26 protein-coding genes, 1 pseudogene and 1 riboswitch are annotated in these 25,984 nt (G+C 72.2%); of the genes and pseudogenes, 14 read left to right on the top strand and 13 right to left on the bottom strand.

Annotated features, from left to right (window positions below; all coding sequences use genetic code 11):
- Positions 1–233 precede the first annotated feature (233 nt).
- Both tnpB and GA0070564_RS09440 read left to right on the top strand, forming a co-directional pair.
- Entirely contained in the window at positions 234–1,604 is a 1,371-nt protein-coding gene (gene tnpB / locus GA0070564_RS09445; protein ID WP_218104916.1) for an IS607 family element RNA-guided endonuclease TnpB, read from the top strand.
- Positions 1,605–1,618: 14 nt separating this feature from the next.
- Positions 1,619–1,888 carry a hypothetical protein gene (locus GA0070564_RS09440; protein WP_091605897.1) on the top strand — a complete coding sequence of 90 codons (270 nt, stop codon included), beginning with the start codon at positions 1,619–1,621 and terminating at the stop codon, positions 1,886–1,888.
- A gap of 19 nt (positions 1,889–1,907) precedes the next feature.
- Here the strand turns inward: GA0070564_RS09440 and GA0070564_RS09435 are convergent, their stop codons facing one another.
- On the bottom strand, positions 1,908–2,909 hold the full coding sequence (locus GA0070564_RS09435; protein WP_091607064.1) for a helix-turn-helix transcriptional regulator: 1,002 nt from the start codon (positions 2,907–2,909) through the stop codon (positions 1,908–1,910).
- Positions 2,910–3,117: 208 nt separating this feature from the next.
- On the opposite strand from GA0070564_RS09435, the gene GA0070564_RS09430 reads away from it, so the two are divergent.
- Both GA0070564_RS09430 and GA0070564_RS09425 read left to right on the top strand, forming a co-directional pair.
- A complete protein-coding gene (locus tag GA0070564_RS09430; RefSeq protein ID WP_091605894.1) occupies positions 3,118–4,869 on the top strand; it encodes a M28 family peptidase in 1,752 nt (583 codons plus the stop codon).
- A gap of 91 nt (positions 4,870–4,960) precedes the next feature.
- Positions 4,961–5,449, top strand: a complete 489-nt coding sequence (locus GA0070564_RS09425; protein ID WP_245669884.1) for a type II toxin-antitoxin system Phd/YefM family antitoxin — start codon at positions 4,961–4,963, stop codon at positions 5,447–5,449.
- A gap of 14 nt (positions 5,450–5,463) precedes the next feature.
- Here GA0070564_RS09425 and GA0070564_RS09420 read toward each other — a convergent pair whose 3' ends face one another.
- Both GA0070564_RS09420 and GA0070564_RS09415 read right to left on the bottom strand, forming a co-directional pair.
- On the bottom strand, positions 5,464–6,330 hold the full coding sequence (locus GA0070564_RS09420) for an aldo/keto reductase (RefSeq protein WP_091607061.1): 867 nt from the start codon (positions 6,328–6,330) through the stop codon (positions 5,464–5,466).
- An 82-nt stretch (positions 6,331–6,412) separates the two neighbouring features.
- Positions 6,413–7,003, bottom strand: a complete 591-nt coding sequence (locus GA0070564_RS09415; RefSeq protein ID WP_091605891.1) for a TetR/AcrR family transcriptional regulator — start codon at positions 7,001–7,003, stop codon at positions 6,413–6,415.
- Positions 7,004–7,074: 71 nt separating this feature from the next.
- Here GA0070564_RS09415 and GA0070564_RS09410 point away from each other — a divergent pair, with 71 nt between their 5' ends.
- Positions 7,075–7,554, top strand: a complete 480-nt coding sequence (locus tag GA0070564_RS09410; RefSeq protein WP_091605887.1) for an FBP domain-containing protein — start codon at positions 7,075–7,077, stop codon at positions 7,552–7,554.
- 7 nt (positions 7,555–7,561) lie between these two features.
- Here GA0070564_RS09410 and GA0070564_RS09405 read toward each other — a convergent pair whose 3' ends face one another.
- A complete protein-coding gene (locus tag GA0070564_RS09405; protein ID WP_091605883.1) occupies positions 7,562–9,229 on the bottom strand; it encodes an NAD(P)/FAD-dependent oxidoreductase in 1,668 nt (555 codons plus the stop codon).
- Positions 9,230–9,452: 223 nt separating this feature from the next.
- Here GA0070564_RS09405 and GA0070564_RS09400 point away from each other — a divergent pair, with 223 nt between their 5' ends.
- Genes GA0070564_RS09400 through GA0070564_RS09390 form a run of 3 tightly spaced genes read left to right on the top strand, consistent with a single transcriptional unit; the run spans position 9,453 to position 13,115 of the window.
- Positions 9,453–10,766, top strand: coding sequence for a hypothetical protein (locus tag GA0070564_RS09400; protein ID WP_091605878.1), 1,314 nt, complete (start codon positions 9,453–9,455; stop codon positions 10,764–10,766).
- Positions 10,767–10,805: 39 nt separating this feature from the next.
- Entirely contained in the window at positions 10,806–11,357 is a 552-nt protein-coding gene (locus tag GA0070564_RS09395; protein WP_091607056.1) for a PadR family transcriptional regulator, read from the top strand.
- A 36-nt stretch (positions 11,358–11,393) separates the two neighbouring features.
- Positions 11,394–13,115, top strand: a complete 1,722-nt coding sequence (locus GA0070564_RS09390; RefSeq protein ID WP_091605875.1) for an acyl-CoA dehydrogenase family protein — start codon at positions 11,394–11,396, stop codon at positions 13,113–13,115.
- A 341-nt stretch (positions 13,116–13,456) separates the two neighbouring features.
- Here GA0070564_RS09390 and GA0070564_RS09385 read toward each other — a convergent pair whose 3' ends face one another.
- From GA0070564_RS09385 to pgi, 4 genes are all read right to left on the bottom strand, one after another.
- Positions 13,457–14,167 (bottom strand): lysoplasmalogenase, encoded by a 711-nt coding sequence (locus GA0070564_RS09385; protein WP_245669883.1) that lies wholly within the window; start codon positions 14,165–14,167, stop codon positions 13,457–13,459.
- Positions 14,164–15,024: a sterol desaturase family protein gene (locus tag GA0070564_RS09380; RefSeq protein WP_091605872.1), complete on the bottom strand. Its 861-nt coding sequence runs from the start codon at positions 15,022–15,024 to the stop codon at positions 14,164–14,166. The genes GA0070564_RS09385 and GA0070564_RS09380 overlap by 4 nt, the downstream gene beginning before the upstream one ends.
- Positions 15,021–15,752: a FadR/GntR family transcriptional regulator gene (locus GA0070564_RS09375; protein ID WP_091605869.1), complete on the bottom strand. Its 732-nt coding sequence runs from the start codon at positions 15,750–15,752 to the stop codon at positions 15,021–15,023. The genes GA0070564_RS09380 and GA0070564_RS09375 overlap by 4 nt, the downstream gene beginning before the upstream one ends.
- 111 nt (positions 15,753–15,863) lie before the next feature.
- A complete protein-coding gene (pgi, locus tag GA0070564_RS09370) occupies positions 15,864–17,501 on the bottom strand; it encodes a glucose-6-phosphate isomerase (protein WP_091605865.1) in 1,638 nt (545 codons plus the stop codon).
- Between the two features lie 245 nt (positions 17,502–17,746).
- Here pgi and GA0070564_RS09365 point away from each other — a divergent pair, with 245 nt between their 5' ends.
- Both GA0070564_RS09365 and GA0070564_RS09360 read left to right on the top strand, forming a co-directional pair.
- Positions 17,747–18,052, top strand: coding sequence for a hypothetical protein (locus GA0070564_RS09365; RefSeq protein WP_091605863.1), 306 nt, complete (start codon positions 17,747–17,749; stop codon positions 18,050–18,052).
- Positions 18,000–18,500, top strand: a pseudogene (locus GA0070564_RS09360) (ATP-binding cassette domain-containing protein); the annotation flags it as partial. The gene GA0070564_RS09365 and the pseudogene GA0070564_RS09360, both read left to right, overlap by 53 nt.
- Here the strand turns inward: GA0070564_RS09360 and GA0070564_RS09355 are convergent.
- On the bottom strand, positions 18,476–19,693 hold the full coding sequence (locus GA0070564_RS09355; protein WP_091605860.1) for an MFS transporter: 1,218 nt from the start codon (positions 19,691–19,693) through the stop codon (positions 18,476–18,478). The pseudogene GA0070564_RS09360 and the gene GA0070564_RS09355 overlap by 25 nt on opposite strands.
- 191 nt (positions 19,694–19,884) lie before the next feature.
- Between GA0070564_RS09355 and asd the strand changes: the two genes are divergently transcribed.
- From asd to GA0070564_RS09335, 4 genes are read left to right on the top strand one after another with little or no spacing between them, the layout of a single operon-like run.
- Entirely contained in the window at positions 19,885–20,724 is an 840-nt protein-coding gene (gene asd / locus GA0070564_RS09350; RefSeq protein ID WP_091605857.1) for an archaetidylserine decarboxylase, read from the top strand.
- A gap of 35 nt (positions 20,725–20,759) precedes the next feature.
- Complete coding sequence (locus GA0070564_RS09345; RefSeq protein WP_218104900.1) at positions 20,760–21,557, top strand: ABC transporter ATP-binding protein; 798 nt, start codon at positions 20,760–20,762, stop codon at positions 21,555–21,557.
- Positions 21,554–22,315: an ABC transporter permease gene (locus GA0070564_RS09340; RefSeq protein ID WP_091605851.1), complete on the top strand. Its 762-nt coding sequence runs from the start codon at positions 21,554–21,556 to the stop codon at positions 22,313–22,315. Before GA0070564_RS09345 ends, GA0070564_RS09340 begins: the two co-directional genes overlap by 4 nt.
- A 15-nt stretch (positions 22,316–22,330) precedes the next feature.
- Positions 22,331–23,110, top strand: a complete 780-nt coding sequence (locus tag GA0070564_RS09335; RefSeq protein WP_091605846.1) for a MerR family transcriptional regulator — start codon at positions 22,331–22,333, stop codon at positions 23,108–23,110.
- A gap of 7 nt (positions 23,111–23,117) precedes the next feature.
- Here the strand turns inward: GA0070564_RS09335 and GA0070564_RS09330 are convergent, their stop codons facing one another.
- From GA0070564_RS09330 to GA0070564_RS30195, 4 genes are all read right to left on the bottom strand, one after another.
- Positions 23,118–23,861 carry an amino acid ABC transporter ATP-binding protein gene (locus GA0070564_RS09330; protein WP_091605842.1) on the bottom strand — a complete coding sequence of 248 codons (744 nt, stop codon included), beginning with the start codon at positions 23,859–23,861 and terminating at the stop codon, positions 23,118–23,120.
- Positions 23,858–24,661 (bottom strand): amino acid ABC transporter permease, encoded by an 804-nt coding sequence (locus tag GA0070564_RS09325; RefSeq protein WP_245669882.1) that lies wholly within the window; start codon positions 24,659–24,661, stop codon positions 23,858–23,860. Before GA0070564_RS09325 ends, GA0070564_RS09330 begins: the two co-directional genes overlap by 4 nt.
- A 37-nt stretch (positions 24,662–24,698) precedes the next feature.
- Positions 24,699–25,556: an ABC transporter substrate-binding protein gene (locus tag GA0070564_RS09320; protein ID WP_091605837.1), complete on the bottom strand. Its 858-nt coding sequence runs from the start codon at positions 25,554–25,556 to the stop codon at positions 24,699–24,701.
- 103 nt (positions 25,557–25,659) lie between these two features.
- A complete protein-coding gene (locus tag GA0070564_RS30195; protein ID WP_281182122.1) occupies positions 25,660–25,785 on the bottom strand; it encodes a hypothetical protein in 126 nt (41 codons plus the stop codon).
- 35 nt (positions 25,786–25,820) lie between these two features.
- Positions 25,821–25,932, bottom strand: a riboswitch (SAM riboswitch).
- Positions 25,933–25,984 lie beyond the last annotated feature (52 nt).

Below are 25,984 nucleotides of genomic sequence, written 5' to 3'. Positions count from 1 at the left end.
AGGTCCGGCCTGGAGTGTCGGCTCGCCTGGGTCGTGGGGGCCTTGGGCGTGCATCTCGTGGTGTCTCGTGTGGTGACGCAGGTCGGATCGGCGCTCAACAGGCACCGCAGGAAGTCGGCGATGGCACCGCTTTCGTCACGTCGTGGTGCGCTGGCCTGTACGGCTGCCGGGCGCCAGCCGTCCGCGCCCCGGTGGGCGGTTGAGGCCGTGATCGAGGAACCGGCGTGAAGACGATGCAGGCGTACCGGTTCGCCTTGGACCTCAACCCACGCCAGGAACGTGCGGTGCTGGCGCACGCCGGCGCGGCCCGGGTGGCGCACAACTGGGCGTTGGCTCGGGTGAAGGCGGTGATGGATCAGCGGGCCGCTGAACGTACCTATGGCATCCCGGACGACCAGCTCACCGCGGCGATGTCCTGGTCGCTTCCCGCGCTGCGCAAAGCGTGGAACGCCGCCAAGGCTGACGTCGCGCCGTGGTGGGCGGAGTGCTCCAAGGAAGCGTTCAACACCGGCTTGGACGCGCTCGCCCGCGCCCTGAAGAACTGGGCCGACTCGCGCACCGGTAAACGCCATGGCCGCACGGTTGGGTTCCCCCGCTACAAGTCCCGCCGCCGCACCACCCCGTCCGTGCGGTTCACCACCGGCACCATCCGGGTGGAGCCCGACCGCACGCATGTGGTGCTGCCGCGGCTGGGCCGGTTGAAGCTGCACGAATCGGCCCGCAAACTGGCTCGCCGCCTGGAGGCCGGCACCGCCCGGATCCTGTCGGCCACCGTGCGCCGTGACGGCGGACGCTGGCACGTCGCATTCTGCGTCGAGGCGGACCGCGCCGACCGGCGCCCGAACCGGCCCGCGTCAGTGGTCGGTGTGGACGTCGGCATCACGCACCTCGCCGTGCTGTCAACCGGTGAACTGATCAACAACCCCCGCCACTTCGCCGCCGGCCAGTACCGACTGCGGCAGCTCGGCCGGGCGCTGTCCCGCAAGACCGGCCCGGACCGGCGCACCGGCCGGCGGCCGTCGCGCCGGTGGCAGCAGGCGGCTGCCCGCCTCGGTCGGGCGCACGCCCGGGTGGCGAACCTGCGCCGCGACGGACTGCACAAGCTCACCACCCGGCTGGCCCGCGAACACGGCACCGTCGTGGTCGAAGACCTCAACGTCACCGGCATGTTGGCCAACCGCCGACTGGCCCGGCGCATCGCCGACGCCGGTTTCGCCGAGATCCGCCGACAGCTCACCTACAAGACCTCGTGGAACGGCGGCCGGCTGCTGGTGGCCGACCGCTGGTATCCGTCCAGCAAGACCTGCTCGGGATGCGGCACGGTGAAAGCCAAGCTGGCCCTGTCCGAGCGTGAGTATCACTGCCAGACGTGCGGCCTGATCAGGGACCGCGACGGCAACGCCGCCGCGAACCTGGCCGCACTCGCGGATCAGTACGACACCGCCGGGAGTGGCCCGGTGGCTGGACGTGGAGCCGACCGTAAGACCCACATCGGCGGGCAGGTGGCCACGAAGCGTCAACCCGGCACGGCATCCGCCGGTCAGACCGGGACCGTCCCGCCGCAAGGCGAGACTGCCAATCGTGTGCTCACCAGAGCGCACTGAAAGGCAACGGCGAGATGTACCTGGTGGTGGTGGCGGTGGAGGGGCCGGACCGGCCGGTGGGCGCGGGGACGCTGCGCGAGACGGTGTACCGGTCGGCGGCGGAGGTCGACCGCCTGGAGCACGCCCACGTGGCCGTGGTGGGGGAGCTGATCGTCTTCTCGCTCTACGTGCAGGTGGCGGACCCGGCCCGGGCGGTGGCGTCGGCCCGGCAGCTGTGCCGGCGCACGATGGCCGTGCACGGCGGGCAGCTGCGCTGGCGGCTGCGGGCCACCGCGCTGCTCTGAGCGCGGCGGTGGCCGCCCGTCACCCGAGGTCGGACTCGTCGATCCAGCCCCGGGTCACGGCCAGCGCCCCGGCCTGGAACCGGCTGCGCGCGCCCAGCCGGGTGAGCAGGTCGGCGGCGATCCGCCGGGTGGTCCGCACCGACACCCCGAGCCGGCGGGCGATGCGCTCGTCGGTGTGCCCCTCGCCGAGCAGGATCAGCACCTGCCGCTCCTGCGGGGAGAGCCCCTCGTCGTCGCGGCGGCGCGCCGAGCCCAGCGGAGCGGCCTGCTTCCACACGGTCTGGAAGAGGGCGACCAACGCGGTGAGCAGTCCCTCGGTGGTCACCACCAGGGCCACCGGCGCGTCGTCGGCGGCGCTGACCGGCACCACCGCCACGTCCCGGTCGACGATCAGCAGCCGCAACGGCAGCGCCGGCACGGTGCGGACCTCGCCGCCGAGCTCGGCCAGCCAGCGGGCGTAGTCGAGGGTGGCCGGGTCGTTGCGGACGCTGTCGAGGTAGACGGTGCGCAGGCGGACGCCCCGCTCGACGGCGTCGGCGTCCAGCGCCCGGCTGGCCTCCAGGCTGGCGGCCGACTGGGCCCCGCCGGGCATGAACGAGGACGCCTCCCAGCGGCAACCCTGGGCCAGTTCCCGGATCCGGTGGCGGATGACCTCCATCCCCTCCAGCCGTTCCACGCCGGAGCTGGTGGTCTGCCCGCGCAGCTCCGCCTGTTCGGCCATCAACAGGGTGAACGCGGCGCGGCTCTCCTCGATGTCCTGCTGGCGGCGGGCGAGGTCCGCCTCCTCCCGGGCCAGCAGCATGGAGAGACCCACCTCGGGATCGACCGGCCGCAGCGCCTCCGGGTCGGCCCAGGAGGCGCGGAGCAGGGACATCCGGGCCAGGTCGTCGAGGGCCTCGCGTACCTGCTCCTCGGTCAGCCCGAGCCGCTCGCCCAGGGCGACGATGTCCGCCTCCGGGTGTTGCAGCATCTCGAGGTAGACGGCTTCGGTCAGCTTGTTGATGCCCAGGGCTTCGAACATCCGCACCTCGTTCAAGCCATCGACGCTTGCGCACATGGTATTCCCCCGGCGGGCGATCGGTAATCGATCAGTCACGCTCCGGACCATGAAGCGATCATCGGTTGGCTGTTCGGGCGGACGGGCAGGGCCGAAGGTCCACTGTTGACCTACAGATCGATGCGTGTCAGTGTTTGCTTCGCGTCACCCCTACCCCGCCCCGAGGAGCCCCATGAGACGCACAACGTTGACCGCGGGTATCGCGCTCGCCCTCGTCACCGCCACCACCACGGTGACCCTGGCCGCGCCGCACGCCTCCGCCACCGCACCGTCGGGAACGGTCACCGGCACCGCACCGGTCGCCGCCCTCGCCGCCCCGGACGTCTCGGTCACCAACGTCCAGGCCCACCTGACCCAGCTCAACACCATCGCCACCAACAACGGGGGCACCCGCCGCGCCGGCTCGGCCGGCTACACCGCATCCGTGGCGTACGTGAAGGGCAAGCTCCAGGCCGCCGGCTACACGGTGACCGAGCAGACCTGCACCACCTGCACCTACCCGGGCAGCAACCTGATCGCCGAGTGGCCGCAGGGCCCCGCCGACCAGGTGCAGATGTTCGGCGCCCACCTGGACAGCGTCTCCGCCGGCCCGGGCATCAACGACAACGGCTCCGGCTCGGCCACCCTGCTGGAGAACGCGCTGGTGCTGGCCGGCCAGAACCCGACCATGACCAAGCGGATCCGGTTCGCCTGGTGGAACGGCGAGGAGCAGGGCCTGCAGGGCTCGAAGTTCTACGTCAACTCGCTCAGCGCCACCCAGAAGGGCTACATCAAGGGCTACTACAACTTCGACATGGTGGGCTCGCCCAACGGCGGGTACTTCATCAACCGGATCACCTCCACCACGGCGGCGCCGCTGAAGGCGTACTGGGACTCGTTCGGCATCCAGCCGGAGGAGAACGTCGAGGGTCAGGGCCGTTCGGACGACTACTCGTTCGCCAACGCCGGCATTCCCACCTCCGGGTACGCCGCCGGGGCCAGCGCCACCAAGAGCTCCGCGCAGGCCGGCAAGTGGGGCGGCACCGCCGGCGCCGCGTACGACGGGTGCTACCACCGCTCCTGCGACACCACCGCCAACATCAACACCACAATCCTCAACCGCAGCGCCGACGGCGTCGCGTACGCGATCTGGCAGCTCGCCGTGGGCTCCGGCACCCCGACCAACGACTTCTCGGTGGCGGTCTCCCCGACCTCCGGCAGCGTCGCCCGGGGCGCCTCCACCACCGCCACGGTGAGCACCGCCACCACCAGCGGCAGCGCCCAGACCGTGGCCCTGTCGGCGACCGGCGCGCCGAGCGGGGTGACCGTGTCGTTCAGCCCGTCGTCGGTGACCTCCGGCGGCTCGTCGACGATGACCGTCAGCGCCTCGTCGACCGCCACCACCGGCACCTTCACCATCACGGTCACCGGCACCGGCTCGGTGAGCCGCAGCGCCAGCTACAGCGTCACCGTCACCGGCACCGGCGGCTGCGCCGGCGGCCAGGTGGTCGGCAACGGCGGCTTCGAGTCCGGCAGCACGCCGTGGACCGCCAGCTCGGGCGTGATCACCAACTCGGCCAGCCAGGCGGCCCGGACCGGCTCCTACAAGGCCTGGCTGGACGGGTATGGCTCGTCGCACACCGACACGCTGTCCCAGTCGGTGACCGTCCCGGCCGGCTGCTCGACCTACACCCTCGCCTTCTACCTGCACGTCGACACCGCCGAGACCACCACCTCGACGGCGTACGACAAGCTGACCGTGCAGCTGGGCACCACCACCCTGGCGACGTACTCCAACCTGAACGCCGCCACCGGTTACCTGGTTCGGACGTTCAACGTGGCCGGGTACGCCGGCCAGACCGTCACCCTGAAGTTCACCGGGGTGGAGGACGCCTCCCTGCAGACCAGCTTCGTGATCGACGACGTCAGCCTCCAGGCGAGCTGACCCGCCGACCCGGAGGGGACGGACCGACCCGGTCCGTCCCCTCCGGACGGTCGGACATCGATTGTCGTACCCCCGGTGCAGCATGGGCGGCATGGTTGCCTCCGCCCCGCTGCACCACTCCGACCAGCCTCGCTCCGTGCCGCTGCGCGAGGCCCGCACCCGACTCACCCAGCTCGTCTCCCTCGCCGAGCTGACCGACACCGTCACGGTGCTCACCCGCGACGGCGACCACCGGCCGGTCGCCGCGATCGTGCCGGCCGCCGGCGCCCGCAGCGGCGCGCAGGCCCGCGCGGACGCCGACCGGGTGGCCGCGGTCACCGCCGGCTGGGCCCGCCGCCTCGACGAGGCGCACCGGCACAGCAGCCGACGGCACGCCGCCGAGTTGCGCGCGGTGACCACCGCGCTGGCCGAGGCGTGGGCGGAGCTGGACCGACGGGCCCGCCCCGGTGGGGATCCGGCGCTGGCCCGACTGCGCGCCGCGCACGCCGACCTGATCCGCGAGCTGGCTGCCGAGTCGCCGGCGGTCGCCGCCGATGCCGGACCACGGGCGGTCGGACCACTGTCGGGCGACGCCGCCTGACGGTCCGGCCGCCGCTAACCGAGCCGGTCGAGGTCGGCCGGGGTCAGTCGCAGCGCTCCCGCGGCGACGTTCTGCTCCAGGTGCGCCGGGTCGCCGGTGCCGGGGATGGCCAGCACGTGCGGCCCCTGGTGCAGCGTCCACGCCAGCCGCACCTGGGCGGGCGTCACGCCGTGCTCCCGGGCGATCGCCGCGACCGTCGGGTCGTCGGAGACCCCACCGGACTCCCGGCCGGAGCCGGTGATGGCGAAGAACGGCACGAAGGCGATCCCCAGCTCGCCGCAGCGGCGCAGCAGCACCTCCGAGCGGCGCAGGTGCAGGCCGTACTGGTTCTGCACGCAGACCACCGGGGCGATCGCCCGGGCCTGGTCCAGGTGCTCCGCCCGCACGTTGGACAGGCCGAGATGCCGGACCAGCCCGGCCTCCCGCAGCTCGGCCAGGGCGCCGAAGTGCTCCGCGACCGATTCCAGGCCGGCCTGCCGCAGGTTCACCACGTCCAGGTGGTCCCGGCCGAGCTGCCGCAGGTTCTCCTCCACCTGCCCACGCAGCTGGTCGGGCCGGGCCAGCGGCAGCCACTCGCCGGAGGGGTCCCGCCCGGGTCCCACCTTGGCGCTGATCACCAGGTCGTCCGGGTACGGTGCGAGGGCCCGGTTGATCAGCTCGTTGGCCGAGCGCAGCGGCGAGAAGTAGAACGCGGCGGTGTCGACGTGGTCGACGCCGAGCTCCCGGGCCCGGCGCAGGACGGCGACGGCCCGGTCCCGGTCGCTGGGGGAGCCGTCGGCGGTCGCGGTCAGTCGCATCGCGCCGAAGCCGATGCGTCGTACGGTCAGGTCGCCGAGGGTCCAGTCGCCCGCGGCTGCCGCGGTGATGTCGGGTGTGGGCATCCGGCGAAGGTAGGCCACCGGGCAAGGGTGGCGCACTCGGCCGGCCACCCGATGGTGCGCGGGGCCCGGCGCTGATAGTTTTCTATCGTCCGGAGGGGCCCTGCGCCGCCGGCGGCCAGTTCCGCAGCAGGGCGTCGAGGGCGTCCAGCGAGCGTTGCCAGGACTGCTGACTGTCCGGGACGCTGTGCCCGAAGCCACCGGCCAGTTCCAGGTCGACGAAACCGTGGAAGAAGCCGCCGAGCAGGCGTACCGCGTGGGTCTGGTCCTCCTCGCCCAACCGGTAACCGCGCAGGATCGCGCGGGTGAGCCGGCTGTGCCGGGCACCGGCGCTGCCGGCCGCGGCCTGCGGATCCAGGCGGAACCGGGCCGCCGCGTAGCGGCCGGGATGCTGACGGGCGTAGTCCCGGTAGACGTTCCCGAGGGCCACCAGGGCGTCCCGGCCGGCCCGCCCGGCCACCGCGTCGGCCGCCCGGTCGGCGAGCTCCTCCAGGGCGAACAGGGCGATCCGGGTCTTCAGGTCCCGCGAACTGGCCAGGTGCGAGTACAGGCTGGGGACGCTGACGCCGCAGCGCCGCGCCAGCTCCGAGACGGTCACCTGCTCGAAGCCCACCTCGTCGGCCAGTTCGGCGCCGGCCCGGGTGAGGCCCGCCGTGGTCAGTCCCGCGCGCGCCATGCGACTCCTCCGTTGAGCATGGCCCATTATGCATTTGCCTAAAGGCATTAGGCAAACTACCGTTGCCTTTCATGGAACCCCTGACCGAGCCCGAGATCCGCGCCGCGTTCGTCAACTGCACCAAGGGCGAGGCCAAGCGGCTGGCCGTGCCCCGCGACCTGGCCCAGCGGCCCTGGGCGGACCTGGACTTCCTCGGCTGGCGTGACCCGCAGGCCCCGGACCGGGCCTACCTCGTCATGCGCGTGGCCGGCGTACCCCGAGGGGTGGCCCTGCGCTCGCCCCGGCCGGTGCGCCGGGGCATGTGCTCGATGTGCCTGACCACGCACTCCGGCGGCGTGCCCCTGATGGCGGCGCGCAAGGCCGGCGCCGCGGGGCAGCAGGGCAACTCGGTGGGCACCTACATCTGCGCCGACCTGGCCTGCTCGCTCTACGTACGCGGGAAGAAGGACGCCGGGGCCGGAGCGCGGTTCGCCGAGTCCCTCACCGTGACCGAGAAGGCCGAACGGACGGTGGCCAACGTCGTCGCCTTCCTGGCCCGGGTGACCGACTGACAGTGCCTCAGGGCCGATCGGGTCGGGCCGTGGCGGCCGGGCGCCGCGCCCCGGCGGCCCCGCCCCGCACGGGCGTGCCCACCGGCCGCCCGCCGTCGGGCCGGACCCCGTCGGGTCGACCGCCGTCCGGCCGGGCTGCTTCCGGCCGGGCGTACGCGTTCGGGGCGGCGCCGGCCCGGGTTGGGGTGAGCGGACGCGCGGGCACCAGGGGCGCGTCGCGGCCGGTGCCGGCCCGGCCGTCGTTCCGGCCCGCCGAGCGCTGCTCGTGGTAGTCCTGCTCCACGTTCACCGACCAGACGTCGTGCGCCCGGCCGTGGGCGATGTTCTCCGCGGTCAGCATGGCGGTCAGCATCGAGTGGTCCTGGTTGTTGTAGCGGTGCATGCCGTTGCGGCCCACCGGGTGCACGTTCGGCACCTCCCGGGCCAGCCAGTCCCGGATCACGTTCACGTTGTGCTGGTAGCGCTCGTCGTACACCGGGTAGGCCTTGGGCATCCGGACGACGTGGCCGGCCTCCACGCAGCCCGGCCGGACCAGGCCGAGCTTCTCCAGCTCGGCGGTGGCCAGCGCGACCAGCTCGGCGTCCGGCTTCCGCCACATCTCGTCGTCCTCGAAGACGAAGTACTCCAGCCCGAGGCAGGTTCGGCCGTCCTTGACCAGGTACGGCGACCAGGAGCCGAAGTTCTGGATCCGCCCCACCTTCGCGGCCGGGTCGTGCACGTAGATCCAGTTGTCCGGGAAGGAGAACTCCTCCGGCACGATCAACGCCACGGTCAGGAAGTCCCGGTAGCGCAGGTCGTCGGCGGCAGCCCGAACGTGCGCCGGCGCCTCCGGCCGCATGGCCCGCACCAGCGCCGAGATCGGCATGGACGAGATCACGTGGTCGGCCGCCTCGGTCCGCTCGCCGTCGGCGTCGGCCACCGTCACCGCGGTCGCCCGGCGCGCGGCCGGGTCGCGGTGAACGGCCCGCACCCAGGTGTTCGTCCGCACCGAGCCGCCCCGGCTGCGGACCTGCTCGGTGCAGCGCTCCCACATCATCCCCGGCCCGAACTTCGGGTACTGGAACTCCTCGATCAGGCTGGTCACGTCCTTGCGGTTGCGGCGCGGCAGCAGCGCGTTGAGGACCGCGGTGGAGAGCGACATGTTCTTGATCCGCTGTGCCGCCCAGTCGGCCTGCAACCGGTCGGCCGGCATGCCCCAGACCTTCTCGGTGTACGTCTTGAAGAACTTGGAGTAGAGCCGCCAGCCGAACCGGGCCGACACCCAGCCCTCGAAGTGCGACTGGTCCCGTGGCGGGCGCAGCCGGGCCCGCGCGTACGACCCCATGCAGCGCACCGCCTCGACCAGGCCGAGGTTGCGCAGCGCGTTGCCGGCGTTGAGCGGGTAGTCGTAGAGCGCGCCCCGGTAGTAGATCCGGCTCATCCGGGGGCGCAGCAGGAAGTCCTCGTCGGGCAGGATCTCGTGCCAGAAGGCCTCCACCCGGGACACCTTGGTGAAGAACCGGTGCCCGCCGATGTCGAAGCGCCACCCGTCCCGCTCCACGGTGCGGCTGATCCCGCCGACCACGTCGTCGACCTCGAAGACCCGCACCGGCTCGCCGTGCCGGAGCAGTTCGTACGCCGCGGTCAGCCCCGCCGGCCCAGCCCCGATGACCACGGTGCCGTTCTTCTCACCCATGCCGTCCGTGCCCCCGCCCGTCGACGCCCTTGCTGCGGCAGCGCCCTTACCCGTCCTGGCCCCGGACTCACCCGCCGCCGACCGACGATCTGCACCGGCCCGACCTGCGCGAGACCTGCGCGAACAGCGTCAGGCGGGCCAGGTGTGCAGCGGCGCGGAACGGGGATGCGGGTCGGCGGTCCGCCGGTCGACGGTGGGTCGCGGGCCGACCGGTGGGAGCGGGATGGCGCAGGAGCGAGGGGCCGGCACGGTCGACGGCCCGGACCGGGCCGGCCGGTCCGCGGCGGTGGGCCGGGCGGTGTCCCGGCTGACCGGGCGGCTGCCCGAACCCTGGGGTTCGGTGCTCGCCGTCTTCGTCGGCGCCAAGCTGGTGCTCAGCCTGCTCGGCGTGCTGGTGCTGACCGCCTGGGACTCGGTGCCCGGCGCGCCGCCGGCCGACGAGACGATGATGCGGGCCCAGCAGGACGCCGTCTCGTCGCACCGCTGGTTCTCCCTCTGGTTCGCCTGGGACTCGTTCCTCTACGAGCACCTGGCCCAGCTGCCGCTGGACCGTCCGTGGCCCGACTTCGGCTTCCCGCTGCTCTACCCGTTCCTGGCCCGGCCGTTCGCCGCGCTGCTCGGCGGGCACACCGCGTGGGCGCTGCTGCTCGTGGCCAACCTCGCCCTGCTGGGGCAGCTGTACTACGCCCACCGGCTCGGCGCCCACCTGCTCGGCCCGGCCGAAGCCGCGGCCGACGCCGGCACTGCCGACGCCGCCCCGGACGGCGACCACCCGAGCGGCCCCGGGCCGGCGGCCGGGCGGCGGTTCACCCGCTACCTGCTGCTGCTGCCGACCGCCTTCCTGTTCCAGGCGGCGCTGACCGAGTCGCTCTTCGTCTGTTTGGCCCTGGCCGCCTTCTGGTACGCCGAGCAGCGGCGCTGGCTGCTGGTCGGGATCGTCGGCTACTTCCTGGCGCTGAGCCGTTCGGTGGGCTTCCTGGTGGTTCTCCCGCTGGCCCTGGTGCTGCTCGACCAGCACGGCTGGCGGCTGGACCCGCGTACGCTGCGGCGCTGTCTGCGCGAAGGCTGGCCGCTGCTGCTGGTGCCGGCCGGCTGGCTGAGCTTCATGGCGTTCTGCCGGTGGCAGGGCGGGGACTGGTTCGCCTACCAGCGCGCGCAGGAGAGGGGCTGGGGAATCCGGGTGCAGAACCCGTTCGGCACCATCTGGAGCGGCCTGACCAGCGATTACCTCACCGACGTGCTGCGGGTGGGGCTGGCCCTGGCGGTGCTGGTGGTCGCCGTCGTGGGACTGCGCCGCCGGGCCCAGTGGCCGTACCTCGTCTACACGGTCGTGGTGGTGCTGGCGCCGCTGTCGATGGGGCCGCCGGTCTACAAGAGCCTCCTGCGCTACCTGCTCGCGGCTTTCCCGGTGGCGCTGGTGCTGGCCCGGTGGGCCCGGGGGCGGGGCGTCGACAGCTGGCTGACCGCCGCGCTGGCGCTGCTGCAGGGCGCGCTGTTCGCGGTCTGGCTCACCTACTGGACCCACTTCATCATCTGAGGCTTGCTATGCAACGAGTTGCATAGCAGGATGGCCGGCATGTCGTTGGAGCACGCCATCCTGGTCTCCCTGCTGGAGCAGCCCGCCTCCGGCTACGAGCTGGCCCGGCGCTTCGACCGCTCGATCGGCCGCTTCTGGACCGCCACCCACCAGCAGATCTACCGGGTGCTGCGGCGGATGGAGGCCGACGCCTGGATCGTGGCCGAGGAGGTCGGTCAGGCGGGACTGCCGGACAAGAAGGTCTGGTCGGCCACGCCGGCCGGGCGGGCGACGCTGGTCACCTGGCTGCGGGCCCCCGTCGAACCGGAGGCCGTCCGGCACGAGCTCGCCGTGAAGATCCGCGGCGCGGCGTTCGACGACCCCGCCGGCCGGACCGCGCTGCGCGCCGAGGTCGAGCGCTACCGAGCCGACCACGAGGCCACCCTCGCCGGCTACCTCGCCGGCGAGCGCCGCGACTTCCCCGACGGCGCCACCGCCGACGCCCGGGCGGCGCTGCAGCACGTGGTGCTGCGCGGCGGCATCGCGTACGAGCGGATGGTTCTGGCCTGGCTCGACGACGTCCTGGCCACCCTGCACGACCTGGACCGCTGACCACCCCCCCACCCCGTGAGGAAGGGAGACGCCGCCATGGCGGACTCGCCGCTGCTCAACCCGCGCACCTACGACCCGACCCAGCTGGACGACGAGTCCCGCCGGCTGCTGCGCGCCACCGTCGACTGGTTCGAGTCCCGCGGCAAGCGCGAGCTGGTCGACAGCTACAACCACCAGCGGTGGTACGCCGACTTCCTCGACTTCGCCGCCAAGGAGAGGCTCTTCGCGACCTTCCTGACCCCGGCCGCCGACGGCGCGGGCGACCCGGCCAAGCGTTGGGACACCGCCCGCAACGCCGCGCTGTCGGAGATCCTCGGCTTCTACGGCCTCGGCTACTGGTACACCTGGCAGGTCACGGTGCTCGGCCTCGGCCCGGTCTGGCAGAGCGACAACGCCGCCGCCCGGGCCCGCGCCGCCGCGCTGCTCGACGAGGGGCACGTGATGGCGTTCGGCCTCTCCGAACGGCCGCACGGCGCGGACATCTACTCCACCGACATGCTGCTCACCCCGGACGACGAGGGCGGCTTCCGGGCCACCGGCGGCAAGTACTACATCGGCAACGGCAACGTCGCCGGGCTGGTCTCCGTCTTCGGCCGCCGCGCCGACGTCGAGGGGCCCGATGGGTACGTCTTCTTCGCCGCCGACAGCCGGCACCCCGCGTACCGGCTGGTCCGCAACGTGGTCAACGCCCAGATGTACGTCAGCGAATTCCGCCTGGCGGACTACCCGGTGCGCGCGCAGGACGTGCTGCACACCGGCAGGGCCGCCTTCGACGCCGCGCTGAACACCGTCAACGTCGGCAAGTTCAACCTCTGCACCGCCTCGATCGGCATCTGCGAGCACGCCATGTACGAGGCGGTCACCCACGCCCACAACCGGGTGCTCTACGGCCGGCGGGTCACCGACTTCCCGCACGTACGCCGGGAGTTGACCGACGCGTACGCCCGGCTGGTGGCGATGAAGCTGTTCAGCGACCGGGCGGTGGACTACTTCCGCAGCGCGGGACCGGACGACCGGCGGTACCTGCTGTTCAACCCGATGACCAAGATGAAGGTCACCACCGAGGGGGAGAAGGTCGTCGACCTGCTCTGGGACGTCATCGCGGCGAAGGGCTTCGAGGCGGACACCTACTTCGACAAGGCCGCCCGGGACATCCGCGGCCTGCCCAAGCTCGAGGGCACCGTGCACGTCAACCTGGCCCTGATCGTCAAGTTCATGGCCAACTACCTGTTCCACCCCGTCGAGCACCCGCCGGTGCCGACCCGCCAGGACCCGGCCGACGACGAGTTCCTGTTCCGCCAGGGCCCGGCCCGGGGGCTGGGGGCGATCCGCTTCCACGACTGGCGGGCCGCGTACGACGCGCACGCGCAGGTGCCGAACGTGGCCCGGTTCCGCGAGCAGGCCGACGGCCTGACGGCGCTGCTGGTCGCGCACCCGCCGACCGAGGAGCAGCAGCGCGACCTGGACTTCCTGCTCGCCCTGGGGCAGCTCTTCGCGCTGGTCGTCTACGGGCAGCTGATCCTGGAGCAGGCCGAGCTGACCGGCCTGGACGGCGACCTGCTGGACGAGATCTTCGACGTGCTGGTCCGGGACTTCTCCGCCCACGCCACCGAGCTGCACGGCAAGGCGGCCACCACCGACGCCCAGGCCGCCTGGGCGCTGGCCCACGTCCGCCGGCCCACCGTCGACCCGGAGCGCACCGCCCGGGTCTGGTCCCAGGTCGAGGCGCTGTCCGGGACGTACCAGATGAACGGCTGAGCGGGTCGGGGCCGGCGCGAACCCGGGGTTGCCACCTCGCGCCGGCCGTCGGACCGCCCCGCACTCAGGGTGAGCGCCTTCCCGGCCGGCGAGACCGCCCCGCATGCAGGGTGAGTGCCTCGCCGGCCGGCGGGACCATCCCGCGTCCCTTTGCTCTGCTGCCCCGCACGCGACAGTCACCGTCCGTTGCGGGCTGACGCCAGCCTCCGCCGGCGGCCCGCGAACGTCGGTGCTGGTCGGTGCGGTGTTGCGTCGTGGCAGCAGAGCAAAGGCGGCGGTGGGACCCCGTGCGGGTGGCGGGGGCGTTCACCAAGGGTGAAGCCGCCGGACGGCGGACGAGGTCACAGAACGTGGTCGGCGGTGGCCATCTCGACGGTCCGGCCGGCGGGTCGCACCCGGCCGTCGCGCCGTTCGCTCCAGGCGTGGGTGAGCAGGTGGAGCGCGGCGACGTAGGTGACCATCACCAGCAGGCCGCGGCCGGGCAGTTCGACGCCGGCCGCTCCCACGCCGATCAACAGGTCGCTGAGGAGGAACAGCGCGCCCCCGACGGCGGCCCGCCGGGACACCCCGGCAGCCGCGGTGGCCATCAGGCTCAGCGCCAGGCTGTAACCCAGCACCGGCAGCCGCAGGTCGGCCAGCCGGCCCCAGAGCAGGGCGTTGGCGCCCGCCCAGAGCGCCAGGTAGCCGGCGAACACCACGGCCGGGGCCCGTCGGTGCCGCAGGAACGCGGTCAGGAACGCCAGCTGGGTGCCGAGGAAACAGCCCATCCCGACCAGGAACGCGGTGGTGCCGGGCAGCAGCAGCGCCACGTCGCCCGCCGTCGCGAACACCAGGCCCGTCGCCACCAGCTCCCACCGCCGGCGTACGGCCAGCAGCCGGACCGCCAGCAGCGGGGCGAGCAGCGGCTTGGCCACCCACTGGAGGGCGGGCAGGTCGAACGCCACGCCGACCAGTTCGACGACGACCACCGCACCGAAGATCCAGGGCCAGGCGCGCAGCACCGGCCCGCTGCCGCCAGCCCGGTCGCCGGGCCCACCGCCGGCCCGGTTCACCGGGTGACCGCGGGGGCCGGCGGGACGGCCGGGGTCAGCGGCTGCCAGCCGGGCCGGCCGAACAGGTAGCCGAGCCGGTGCCGCCAGCACCGCGCCGAGCGCAGGTCGGCCCAGATGGCGGCGTACTCGTGGGTGGCCACCCGCAGCGGGTTGTAGCTGGCGATGTTCTTGGTCAGTCCGTACCGGACGGTGGCGCGTTCCGGCTCGAAGGTGCCGAAGAGCCGGTCCCAGACGATCAGGATGCCGCCGTAGTTGCGGTCCAGGTATTCGGCGTTCGCGCCGTGGTGCACCCGGTGGTGCGACGGCGTGTTGAAGATCCACTCGATCGGCCGGGGGAGCCGGTCGACCCGCTCGGTGTGCAGGAAGAACTGGTAGAGCAGGCTGATCGACTGCTGGAGGAAGATCATCCAGGGTGGGATGCCGAGCAGCGCCAGGCCCAGCCAGAACGGCAGCGAGGTCATCGGGGTCCAGCTCTGCCGCAGCGCCGTGGAGAGGTTGAAGAACCGGCTGGAGTGGTGCACCACGTGTCCGGCCCAGAACAGGCGTACCTCGTGGTGGGTGCGGTGGAACCAGTAGTAGGCCAGGTCGTCGGCGAAGAAGAGCAGCACCCAGGTCCAGACGCTGGTGGGGGAGAGGTGCACCGGCGCCACCGTCCAGAGCGCCGCGTACGCCCCGACGGTGAGCAGCTTCCACGGAAAGCCGATCAGCTGGCTGCCGGCGCCCATGGAGAGGCTGGTGGTGGTGTCGCGCAGCTCGTAGCCGCGTTCGTCGTCGTCCGGCGCGAACCGGTAGGACAGCGCCTCGACGACGATGAGCAGCAGGAACGCCGGTACGGCGTAGAGCACGGCGGGGATCATGCTCGGCATTCCCTTTCCGGTCCGGTGGTGGGGGTGGTGGTGGTGAGGTCGGCGGTGAGCAGCGTGTGGGCCTGCGCGGCGGCCTCGTCACCGTGCCCGGCGGCGATCGCCGCGCCGAGCCGGCGGTGCCCGGCGACGTCGAGCAGCTCGGTGGCGCGGCGCTGCGGCGGGACGTCGCCGACCGCCACCGCCCCGGCCACCAGGCTGTTGAAGGCCAGCAGGTAGGCGGTGTTGCCGCAGCCGTCGACGATGCGCCGCCAGAGCGCGATGTTCGCCTCGCCCATCGCAACCAGGTCGGGGGCGAGCGCGGCGAACTCCTCGACCAGCCCGGGGAGCCGTCGCCGCAGCTCGTCGGGGGCCCGCTCGGCGCAGCGCCGGGCGGCGTCGACGCCGATGCAGGCCCGCATCTCCAGCATGTCCCGGACCAGGTGCTCCACCGGCAGCACGTCGCCGTCGCGGACCAGGGACAGCGCCAGGTCCAGGCCGGCGTGCGCCCGCCAGTCCAGCACCCGGGTGGCGCCGCCCTGACTGATCCGCAGCAGGCCGAGCTGCTGGAGGCGGCGCAGCGCCTCCCGCACGGCGTGCCGGTTGACCCCGAACGCGGCGGCCAGCTCCCGCTCGCCGGGCAGCGGGTCGTCCGGCCGGTACCGGCCGCTGACGACGGCGTCGCGGAGCTGGGCGAAGACGTGGTCGGAGACCGAGGCGCGGGGGACGGGAACGAAGGCCACGGCAGCAGTGTGACGGCGAGCACATCAACCCGTCAACTGGTTGGACCAGTTTTCCCGTACGAAAGAAGACGGCGGCCGGGTCGTGGTGACCCGGCCGCCGTCGCGCGGTGCTCAGGACCGGCCGCGCTGCGACCGGTAGCGGCGGATCAACGCCGCCGTCGACGAGTCCACGTCGGACAGATCGGCGGTGTCGCCAGTGAGCTTCGGGGCGAGCTGGTTGGCCATCACCTTGCCCAGCTCCACCCCCCACTGGTCGAACGGGTTGATGTCCCAGATCGCGCCGGAGGTGAAGACGACGTGCTCGTAGAGGGCGATCAGCTGGCCCAGCGTGCCCGGGGTCAGCATCGGAGCGATGATCGAGGTGGTCGGGTGGTTGCCCGGCATCACCCGGTGCGGCACCACCGCCGGATCGGTGCCCTCCGCCTCCACCTGCTCCTTCGTCCGACCGAAGGCCAGCGCGGCCGTCTGGGCGAAGAAGTTCGACATGAACAGGTCGTGCATGTCGGCCAGGTCGTGGTTGGGCCGGCTGAACCCGATGAAGTCCGCCGGGATGAGCAGGGTGCCCTGGTGGATGAGCTGGTAGAAAGCGTGCTGCCCGTTGGTGCCCGGCTCGCCCCAGAAGATCTCACCGGTGGCGTAGTCCACCGGCGTCCCGTCCAGAGTGACCGACTTGCCGTTGCTCTCCATGGTCAGCTGCTGGAGGTACGCAGGGAACCGGTGCAGGTACTGCGAGTACGGCAGCACCGCGTGGGTCTGCGCGCCCAGGAAGTCGACGTACCAGACGTTGAGCAGGCCGAGCAGCGCCGGCACGTTGCGCTCGATCGGCGTGGTGCGGAAGTGTTCGTCGACGGCGTGGTAGCCGGCCAGCAGCTCGCGGAACCGGTCCGGCCCGATCGCCAGCATCACCGCCAGCCCGACCGCCGAGGGCAGCGAGTATCGCCCACCCACCCAGTCCCAGAAGCCGAACATGTTCTCCGGGTCGATGCCGAAGTCGCCGACCCGCTGGGCGTTGGTGCTGACCGCCACGAAGTGCTTCGCGATCGCCGCGTCGTCGTCGGCGTCCAGCCCGGAGAGCAGCCAGGTCTTGGCCTGGTTGGCGTTCGCCAGCGTCTCCTGGGTGGAGAACGTCTTGGAGACCACCACGAACAGCGTGGTCGCCGGGTCCAGGTCGTGGGTCTTGTCGTGGATGTCGGTGGGGTCGATGTTGGAGACGAACCGGCAGCTGATCCCGCCGTCCCGGTACGCCTTCAACGCCTCGTACGCCATCACCGGGCCCAGGTCGGAGCCGCCGATGCCGATGTTGACCACGGTGCGGATCCGCTCGCCGGTGTGCCCGCGCCACTGCCCGGAGCGCACCCGCTGCGCGAACGCCGACATCCGGTCGAGGACCGTGTGCACGTCGGCGACCACGTCCTGCCCGTCGACGGTCAGCGAGGCGTCCCGCGGCAGCCGCAGCGCGGTGTGCAGCACCGCCCGGTCCTCGGTGGAGTTGATGTGCTCGCCGGCGAACATGGCGGCGATCCGCTCGGTGAGCCGGGCCCGCCCGGCCAGCCCCACCAGCAGATCCAGCGTCTCGTCGGTGACCCGGTTCTTGCTGTAGTCCACGTGCAGGTCGGCGATCTCGCCGGTGAGCCGCTCACCCCGCTGCGGGTCGGCCGCGAACAGCTCCCGCAGGTGGGTGCCGCGGATCGTCTCGGCGTGCTTGCGCAGCGCCTGCCATTCGTCGGTGGTGGTCACACTCGCAGCCATCGGGTCGCTTCTCTCCTTCACCACGGTTCGCCGGTGACCGTCCTCGGGCCGTCCGGCGGCTCACCGTCCAGCCTGCCACCCCCCGGACGACCGCGCGACGCGACACCGCCGACCCGTACCGCAAGGTGGTCGGCGACACGCTCTTGGGACACCTGTACGACACGCCGGTCACCCAATGACACCACCAGGTTGCGGAAAGTATTCTCTGCCTGCTTCCGGTGCCCGGCCCCCGAGGAGGTACTCCCATGGCGACGGTGATCGGTCCCCGCCGCGCGTCCGAGCCCGACGGCGCCCCCGACGACGACGGCGAGCTGGACCTCCCGGAGTTGGAGGACGGCCACTGGATGCACCACGCCACCGAGTTCGCCCACACCAGCTTCGCCGCGGTCGCCCGGCGCCTGCCCCACCTGGTCCGGGAGGCGGTGACGCTGGCCTGGGCCACCAGCCGCCGGGACACCGCGGCGGCGATCGGGCTCAACCCTGGCCGCCGGGGTTTGGAAGTTCCCGTTCACCGCCGGGCAGAACATCCGGGTCGGCCGGCACGACCGTGACGGGGGCGCCGGACCCAGCGTCGAGGAGGCCGCCCGGGCCGCCGCCGCGCACGAGATGATCGCCGGCCTGCCGTTCGGCTACGACACCCTGCTGGACCGGGAGTTCAAGAACGGTCAGGACCTCTCCGGCGGGCAGTGGCAGCGGCTGGTCGCCGCCCGCGGCCTCTACCGGGACGCCCGGCTGCTGATCTGCGACGAACCCTCCGCCGCCCTGGACGCCCGCGCCGAGTACGCGCTCTTCCAGCACCTGCGCCGCCGCCCCGACCGGGCGGTCGTCCTGATCACCCACCGGCTGGCCAACGTCCGGCACGCCGACCAGATCTTCGTCATGGACCACGGCAGGTTGGTCCAGTGCGGCAACCACGACGAGCTGATGGCCGCCGGCGGCCTCTACCGGGAGCTGTTCGAGCTGCAGGCCAGCGGCTACCTGGCCGGGGCGACGGAGTGATCCGGCGAACCCACCGAGACCGCTCGGGAGTCCGGATCGGCGCCGGTGACCAGCGGCTCGGCCAGCACCACCGCCAGCGCCACGACGGTCACCAGCCCGCCGGCCAGGAACGCCGCCCGGGCACCGAGCGACGACAGCACGAGCCCGCCGAGCAGCGCGCCCGCCGCGATGCCGACGTTGAAGATCGCCGAGTTCGCCGCGAAGCCCAGCTCGGTGCGGCCCGGACTGACGTGCAGCACCCGCGCCTGAGTGATCATGAAGATCGGCACCGCAGCGAGGCCGAGCAGGGCCAGCAGGGCGACCAGCACGACGCGATGGGTGAGCAGGCCGAGTCCGACCAGCGCCACCGCCTGCCCTCCGACGGTCCCCGCCAGCACCGCCCGCGGATGCCGGTCCACCAGTCGGCCGACCAGCGCCACCCCGGCGATCCCGGCGACGCCGAAGACGCCGAGCAGCGGGCCGACCGCCGCGCTGGTCAGGCCGGCCCGGTCGAGCAGCTGTGTCACGTAGGTGAAGCCGGTGAACATCCCGGTCACCGAGACGGCGGTGACCACCAGCAGCGCCGCGAACCGTCCGGTGTGTGGCGCCTGCGCGTACGCGCCGTGGCTGTGCTCCGGGGCGGTGGTCGGCAGCAGCGCGACGACCACCACCAGGGTGACCAGCGCCGCCGCGGCGACCAGCAGGAACGGCAGCCGCCAACCGTCGCGCTGGCCGAGCCAGGTGCCGGCCGGCACCCCGGCCACGGTGGCCAGCGAGCCGCCGACCGACATCACGGCGACCACCCGGCCGCGCACGCCGGGGGAGAAGAGCCCCACCGCCACCGGCGCGGTCACCGCCCAGAACAGCGCCTGGGCCACCGCGGTGGCGATGCGGGCGCCGAGCAGCACCGGGTACGTCCCGGTCAGCGCGCCGAGCAGGGTGGCGGCGGTCAGCACGGCGAGCACCCCGCCGAGCAGCCAGCGTCGGGGCACGTCCCGGGTCCAGTGCGCCAGCGGCAGGGACACCGCGGCCACCGCCAGCCCGTACCCGCCGACCAGCCAGCCCACCCAGGGCAGCGGCACGTCCAGGTCGGCGGCGATCAGCGGCAGGAGGCCGATCGGCAGGTTCTCGGTGGTGTTGAACAGCAACGCCGATCCGGCGAGCGCCAGCAGCACCGTCGCCCGTCGTACGCCGTCGGTCGTCGCGCCCGCCATGACCGCCCTCCCGGTGTCGGCTCATCGACCACCCTAGTGCTCCAACGTCACCCGGCGGGTCTGCGTTGCCAGTGGATCGACGGGCTCGAGATTGGGATGCTCGTCGCGGCGTCGACTATCAGGAAATCGACCTCATTCATCAGGATCGAGCACCCGATCTCGGTGAACGAGAAGCGTGTTAGAATTCCTCGATGCTCGGCCGAATGCTCATTCTTGTCCTCTCGGTTCTTCCCAAGCATGCGCTCAGTCGCGGAGCCGGATGGCTTGCCACGCGCACCGTTCCTGTCCCGTGGCGCGGCCCGGCTTACCGCAGCTACAGCCGCATCTTCGGCGCCCGGCCGGAGGAGGCGGCCCTGCCCCTCGAGCAGTACCCGACCGTCAACGCGTTCTTCACCCGAACCCTCAGGCCAGGGCTCCGTCCCCTCGCGTCGGACGCCATCGTCTCCCCGGTGGACGCCACCGTCGGAGCGTACGGAACCGTTGATTCAGACACACTCGTGCAGGCAAAGGGGCGCAATTATTCCCTCGCCGCGCTGCTCGGCGATCGCGAACTGGCGCACAGATTCGAGCGGGGCACATACGCCACGTTTTATCTCTCGCCCAAGGACTACCACCGCATCCATTTTCCGGTGTCCGGGAATGTCACCGCGGCCACCTACATCCCTGGTGAACTCTGGCCGGTCAACGTCGCCGCAGTGGCCAACGTGGCCAATCTCTTCGCGGTGAACGAGCGCATTGTCGTCGAGGTCGACGGTGAGCGCGGCGGCCGCATGGCGATCGTCGCGGTCGGCGCCACCATGGTGGGCATGACCCGCCTCGCGTTCGACGACCTGCACACGAACGCCCGGCGGCGTCAGGTGCAGCACCGTCGGTACGATCCGCCGGTCGCGGTGGAGACGGGGGCTGCCCTCGGACACTTCGAGTTCGGTTCCACGGTCGTTCTGGTGTGTTCACGAGACGCCGGGACGATCGAACCGCTGGCGGACGGGGCCACCGTACGCATGGGTGAGCGACTCGGACCGCGGGCTTGACCCTGACGCTGCGTCAACCCTCCATGCTCACCGGCATGGACATCCCTTCCGCAACACAACCGACTCCGGAGCCCGCGATCCACGTGCGGGGCCTGGAGAAGTCGTACAAGGACCTGCGGGTGCTGCGCGGCGTCGACCTCGACGTGGCCCGCGGCAGCATCGTCGCCCTGCTCGGCTCGAACGGCGCCGGCAAGACCACCATGGTGAGGATCCTGGCCACCCTGCTGCGGGCCGACGCCGGGACCGCCCGGGTGAACAGCCTCGACGTCGCGACCCGGGCCGCCGACGTACGCGCCTCGATCAGCCTCACCGGGCAGTTCGCGGCGGTCGACGAGATCCTCACCGGGCGGGAGAACCTCGTCCTGATCGCCCGGCTGCGGCACCTCAAGGACCCGGGCGGGATCGCGGACGACCTGCTGGCGCGCTTCTCGCTGACCGAGGCGGGCGGCCGCCGGGTCGGGACGTACTCCGGTGGCATGCGCCGCCGGCTGGACATCGCGATGAGCCTGATCGGGAACCCGCCGGTGGTCTTCCTCGACGAGCCGACCACCGGGCTGGACCCGCAGGCCCGCCTCGAGGTGTGGCAGGCCGTCCGGGAGCTCGCCGCGGGCGGCACGACGGTGCTGCTCACCACCCAGTACCTCGACGAGGCCGAGCAGCTCGCCGACCGGATCGCGATCCTGCACGAGGGCCGGATCGTCGTCGACGGCACCCTCGGTGAGCTCAGGCGGCTCCTCCCACCCGCCACAGTCGAGTACGTCGAGAAGCAGCCCACCCTCGAGGACGTCTTCCTCACCCTCGTCGGCGCCGGAACGGAGCAGGGACAGCGATGAACAGGCACTTCCTCGGCGACACCGCCGCCCTGCTCGGCCGGTCGCTGCGGCACATCGGCCGCAGCCCGGACACCATCGTCACCACCGCGATCATGCCGATCGCCTTCATGCTGCTCTTCGTCTACGTCTTCGGCGGCGCGATCGAGACCGGCGCCGACTCGTACGTCAACTACCTGCTGCCCGGCATCCTGCTCATCACGATCGCCTCGGGCATCTCCTACACCGCCTACCGGCTCTTCCTCGACATCCAGGGCGGCATCTTCGAACGCTTCCAGTCCATGCCGATCGCCCGGTCGGCGGTGTTGTGGGCGCACGTGCTGACCTCGCTGGTGGCCAACCTGGTCTCGCTCGTGGTCGTGGTCGGCGTCGCCCTGCTCATCGGCTTCCGCACCGGCATGAACGTGCTCGGCTGGCTCGCGGTCGCCGGGATCCTGGTGCTGTTCACCCTGGCCCTGACCTGGCTCGCGGTGATCCCCGGCCTCACCGCCACGTCGGTGGACGGCGCCAGCGCGTTCTCCTACCCGCTGATCCTGCTGCCCTTCGTCAGCTCGGCGTTCGTGCCCACCGGGTCGATGCCCGGTCCGGTACGCGCCTTCGCCGAGCACCAGCCGGTGACCGCCATCGTCGACGCGATCCGGCACCTGTTCACCCGGCAGCCGGTCGGTGCGGACCTCTGGGTCGCCCTGGCCTGGTGCGCCGGCATCCTGGTCGTCGCCTACCTGCTCGCCGCTGTCGCGTACCGGCGCCGGATCTCCTGAGGCAGGATCCTGACCATGCTGACGATCGGTCAACTGGCGTCGTACGCGGGCGTCACGGTGCGGGCGGTACGGCACTACCACCAGGTCGGGCTGCTGCCCGAGCCGGAACGGGACGCCTCGGGCTACCGGCGGTACGGCGCCACGGCGGTGGTGTCGCTGATCCGGATCCGTACCCTGGCCAACGCCGGCGTGCCGCTGTCCCGGATCGGTGTGCTGCTCGACGCGGACGAGTCGACCTTCACCGACGCCGTCCGGCGGATCGACAGTCGCCTGCGCGACGAGATCGAGAGGCTGGAGACCAGCCGTCGGCAGATAGCCCAACTCGCTGCCGGCGACCGCCTGGTGCTGCCACCCGAGGTGGCCCACTACCTCGACCGGCTGCGGGAGATCGGGGTGTCCGAGCGGATGCTCAAGGGCGAGCGGGACGGGTGGATCCTGATCGCCGCCCGCTGGCCCGACCGCGTCCGCGAGTGGATGCCCGGCAAGCTCGCCGAGCTCGACGACCCGCAGGTCGTCCGCCTCTACCGGCTGCTGTCGGAGATCTTCGACGGCGACCCGGCCGACTGTTCCCGGCTGCCGGAGGTCGCCGACCTCATGGTCGCCCTGGCCGAGCAGGCGGAGGCCGCCGGCCAGCTCGACCTCGGCGAGGTGGGGGACGACGACCTGCCGTTCGACCTGCTCGACTCGCTCACCGACGAGTACGACCCACGCTCCGAGCGGCTGCGGGACCTGATGCGGGAGCGTGGCTGGAACGGTTGGAACCGGATGGAGCGGGTGCCGGCGCCGGCCGGTTGAGAGCGGGTCAGAGCACCTGGGAGAGGAACTGGCGCAGCCGGGGATGCTCGGGCCGCTCGAAGACGGCGGCCGGCTCCCCGGCCTCCAGCACCACGCCCCGGTCCATGAACGCCACCGTGTCGGCGACCTTCCGGGCGAAGCCCATCTCGTGGGTCACCACCACCATCGTCATCCCGGCGGCGGCCAGGTCGGCCATCACCCCGAGGACGCCCTTGACCAGCTCCGGGTCCAGCGCGGAGGTGGCCTCGTCGAAGAGCATCACCTCGGGGCGCAGGGCCAGCGCCCGGGCGATCGCCACCCGCTGCTGCTGCCCGCCGGAGAGCTGCGCCGGCCGGGAGTCGGCCTTGCCGGCCAGGCCGACCAGCTCCAGCTGCTCCCGGGCCACCTGTGCCGCCTCGTCCTCGCCGAGCTTCTTCAGCCGGCGCAGGGCCAGGGTGACGTTGCGCAGTACGGTCATGTGCGGGAAGAGGTTGAACTGCTGGAACACCATGCCGACCCGCTGGCGCAGCGCGTCCGGGTCGTCGCGCAGCACGCTGCGCCCGTCCAGCAGCACGTCACCGGCGTCCGGCTCGATCAGCCGGTTGATGGTGCGCAGCAGGGTGGACTTGCCGGAGCCGGACGGACCGATCACGCAGGCCGTGCCGCCCCGGGCGACGTCCAGGTCGGCGCCGCGCAGCACCTTGTTGGCGCCGAAGGCCAGGTGCACGTCGCGGACGGCGAGGCTCACCGAGGTGGCGGTCGCGGTGCTCATCGGGGCTCCTTCGTGCTCGGGGCGGCGGTCTCCGGCGGCAGCGCGGTGGAGCCGGCGAGGGCCAACCCACCGTCGTCGTCGGGGTCCACGGTGGCCGCGCGGCCCTGCCGCAGCCGCCGGTCGATGGCGTTGACCGCGTGGGTCAGCGGCACGGTCAGCGCCAGGTAGAACAGCCCGGCCAGCAGCAGCGCCGACTGGTTGCCGGTGTTGGCCGCGTAGTCCTGACCGATCCGGAACAACTCCCGCTGGCTGGCCAGCAGGCCGAGGAAGTAGACCAGGCTGGAGTCCTTGATCAGGGCGATCAGCTGGTTCACCCAGGCCGGCAGCACCCGCCGTACGCCCTGCGGGACGATCACCAGCCGCATCGCCTCACCCCAGGAGAAGCCGAGCGCCCGGGCGCCCTCCAGCTGCGCCGCCTCGACGCTCTGGATGCCGGCCCGGAAGATCTCCCCGATGTACGCCGCGGCGATCAGCGACAGCGCCAGGATGCCCAGCGGGTAGGGGTTCGGCCCCCACACCTGAAGGCCGAAGGGCGCCAGCCCGACGCCGATCAGCAGGATCGTCGCCGCGGCCGGCAGGCCCCGGAAGATGTCGGTGTAGACCCGCGCCGGCCAGCGCAACCACCGGGTACGCGAGATGCCGGCGACCGCCAGCAGCATGCCCAGCACCGAGCCGAGCAGGGCGGCGGAGACCGCCAGGATCAGCGTGTTGGGCAGCCCGACGGTCAGCATGTCGGGCAGCGCCTCGCGCATGGAGTCCCAGTCGAAGAAGGTCTCCCACAGGGTTCTCAACGGATCCATCGTGTTCTCCCACCGCCCCGCTCGTCTGGTGCGTGTCTCAGGAAGCCGCCGACGGCGACGGCGCCGCCACGGTGCCGCTGCCCGGCTTGAAGTCGGCCGGGATGGGCCGGCCCGGGTAGTACTGCGCCTGGAGCTTCGTCCAGGTGCCGTCGGCGATCACCTCGTCCAGGCCCTTGTTCAGCGCCTCGCGGAGCTTGTCGTTCCCCTTGGCCACCGCGTACGCGGTCGGCGCGGGGCTGAGCTCCTTGGCCGCCACCGTGATCTTGCCGGCGCTGTCCGCGGCGGACTTCTCCCCGATCTCGGCGGGGGCGATCCAGGCGTCGGCGGTGCCCGCCTTGAGCTGGTTGAGCGCGCCGTTGTAGTCGGGCACCCGCACCGGGTCGAGGCCCTTGCCGGTGGCGTAGTCGTCCTGGACGGTGCCCTGCACGACGACCACCCGCTTGCCGGCGAGCTGGTCGAAGCCGGTGACCGGGGAGCCGGCCGGCACGTCGAGTCCGAAGTAGCCGAAGTCGTAGCCGTTGCCGAAGTCGACGGTCTTCTTCCGCGCCTCGGTGATGGTGATCGACGAGCTGCCCACGTCGAACTTGCGGTTGTTGACCTGCGACAGCAGCGCGGAGAAGTCGGTGCCGACGAACTCCACCTTCAGGCCGATCTTGCCGGCCACCGCGGTGAGCAGGTCGTTGTCGAAGCCGGTGAACCTGCCGTCCTTGAGATACACGTTCGGCGGGGCGTCGGTCAGGGTGCCGGCCCGCAGCACGCCCGCCTGCTGCAACCCGTACGGGTTGTCGGCCGAGGCGGTGGAGTCGTCGCCGCCGCAGGCGGTGAGCGTGGTGGCGGCGAGCACGGCGGCGGCGCCGAGGGCGGCCACCTTGGACAGGGCGGGAAGGAATCGCACGGGTCTCTCCGAGGGATGTCGGGCGGCGCACGGGCGCACGCCACCGACGGTGCGCCGCACGAGGGCGCACCGCTTCGGGTGGTACGAGCAGGGGAGGGGTGGATCAGAGCGTGGGGCGGCGACGACAGCCGTCGCTGCAGACCCGCATCAGGTCGACGTGCCGCCGCTTGACCAGCATCGGGCCGGTCGCGGACGGCGCGACGGGTGACGCGGAAGGAAAGGCAGGCATGGTTCTCCCTGGGTCGGTGTGTTGACCTGGGAACCAGGCCACGCTTGCACCGGCGCGACGCCGGTGCCCGGTCCTCACCCGGAGCACCCCACCGTGGAGGAGGGTTGCCGGCCAGCGAGCCGGGGCTTCGCGCTGGCACTCATGACCTGACCAGAAATCTAGGAGCTGTCACCGGTGATCGTCCAGTCGTTATGACCAC

It is taken from the genome of Micromonospora mirobrigensis (assembly GCF_900091555.1).
GTDB classification, from domain to species: Bacteria; Actinomycetota; Actinomycetes; order Mycobacteriales; family Micromonosporaceae; genus Micromonospora; species Micromonospora mirobrigensis.
This window is presented reverse-complemented; position numbering and strand designations above follow the sequence as displayed.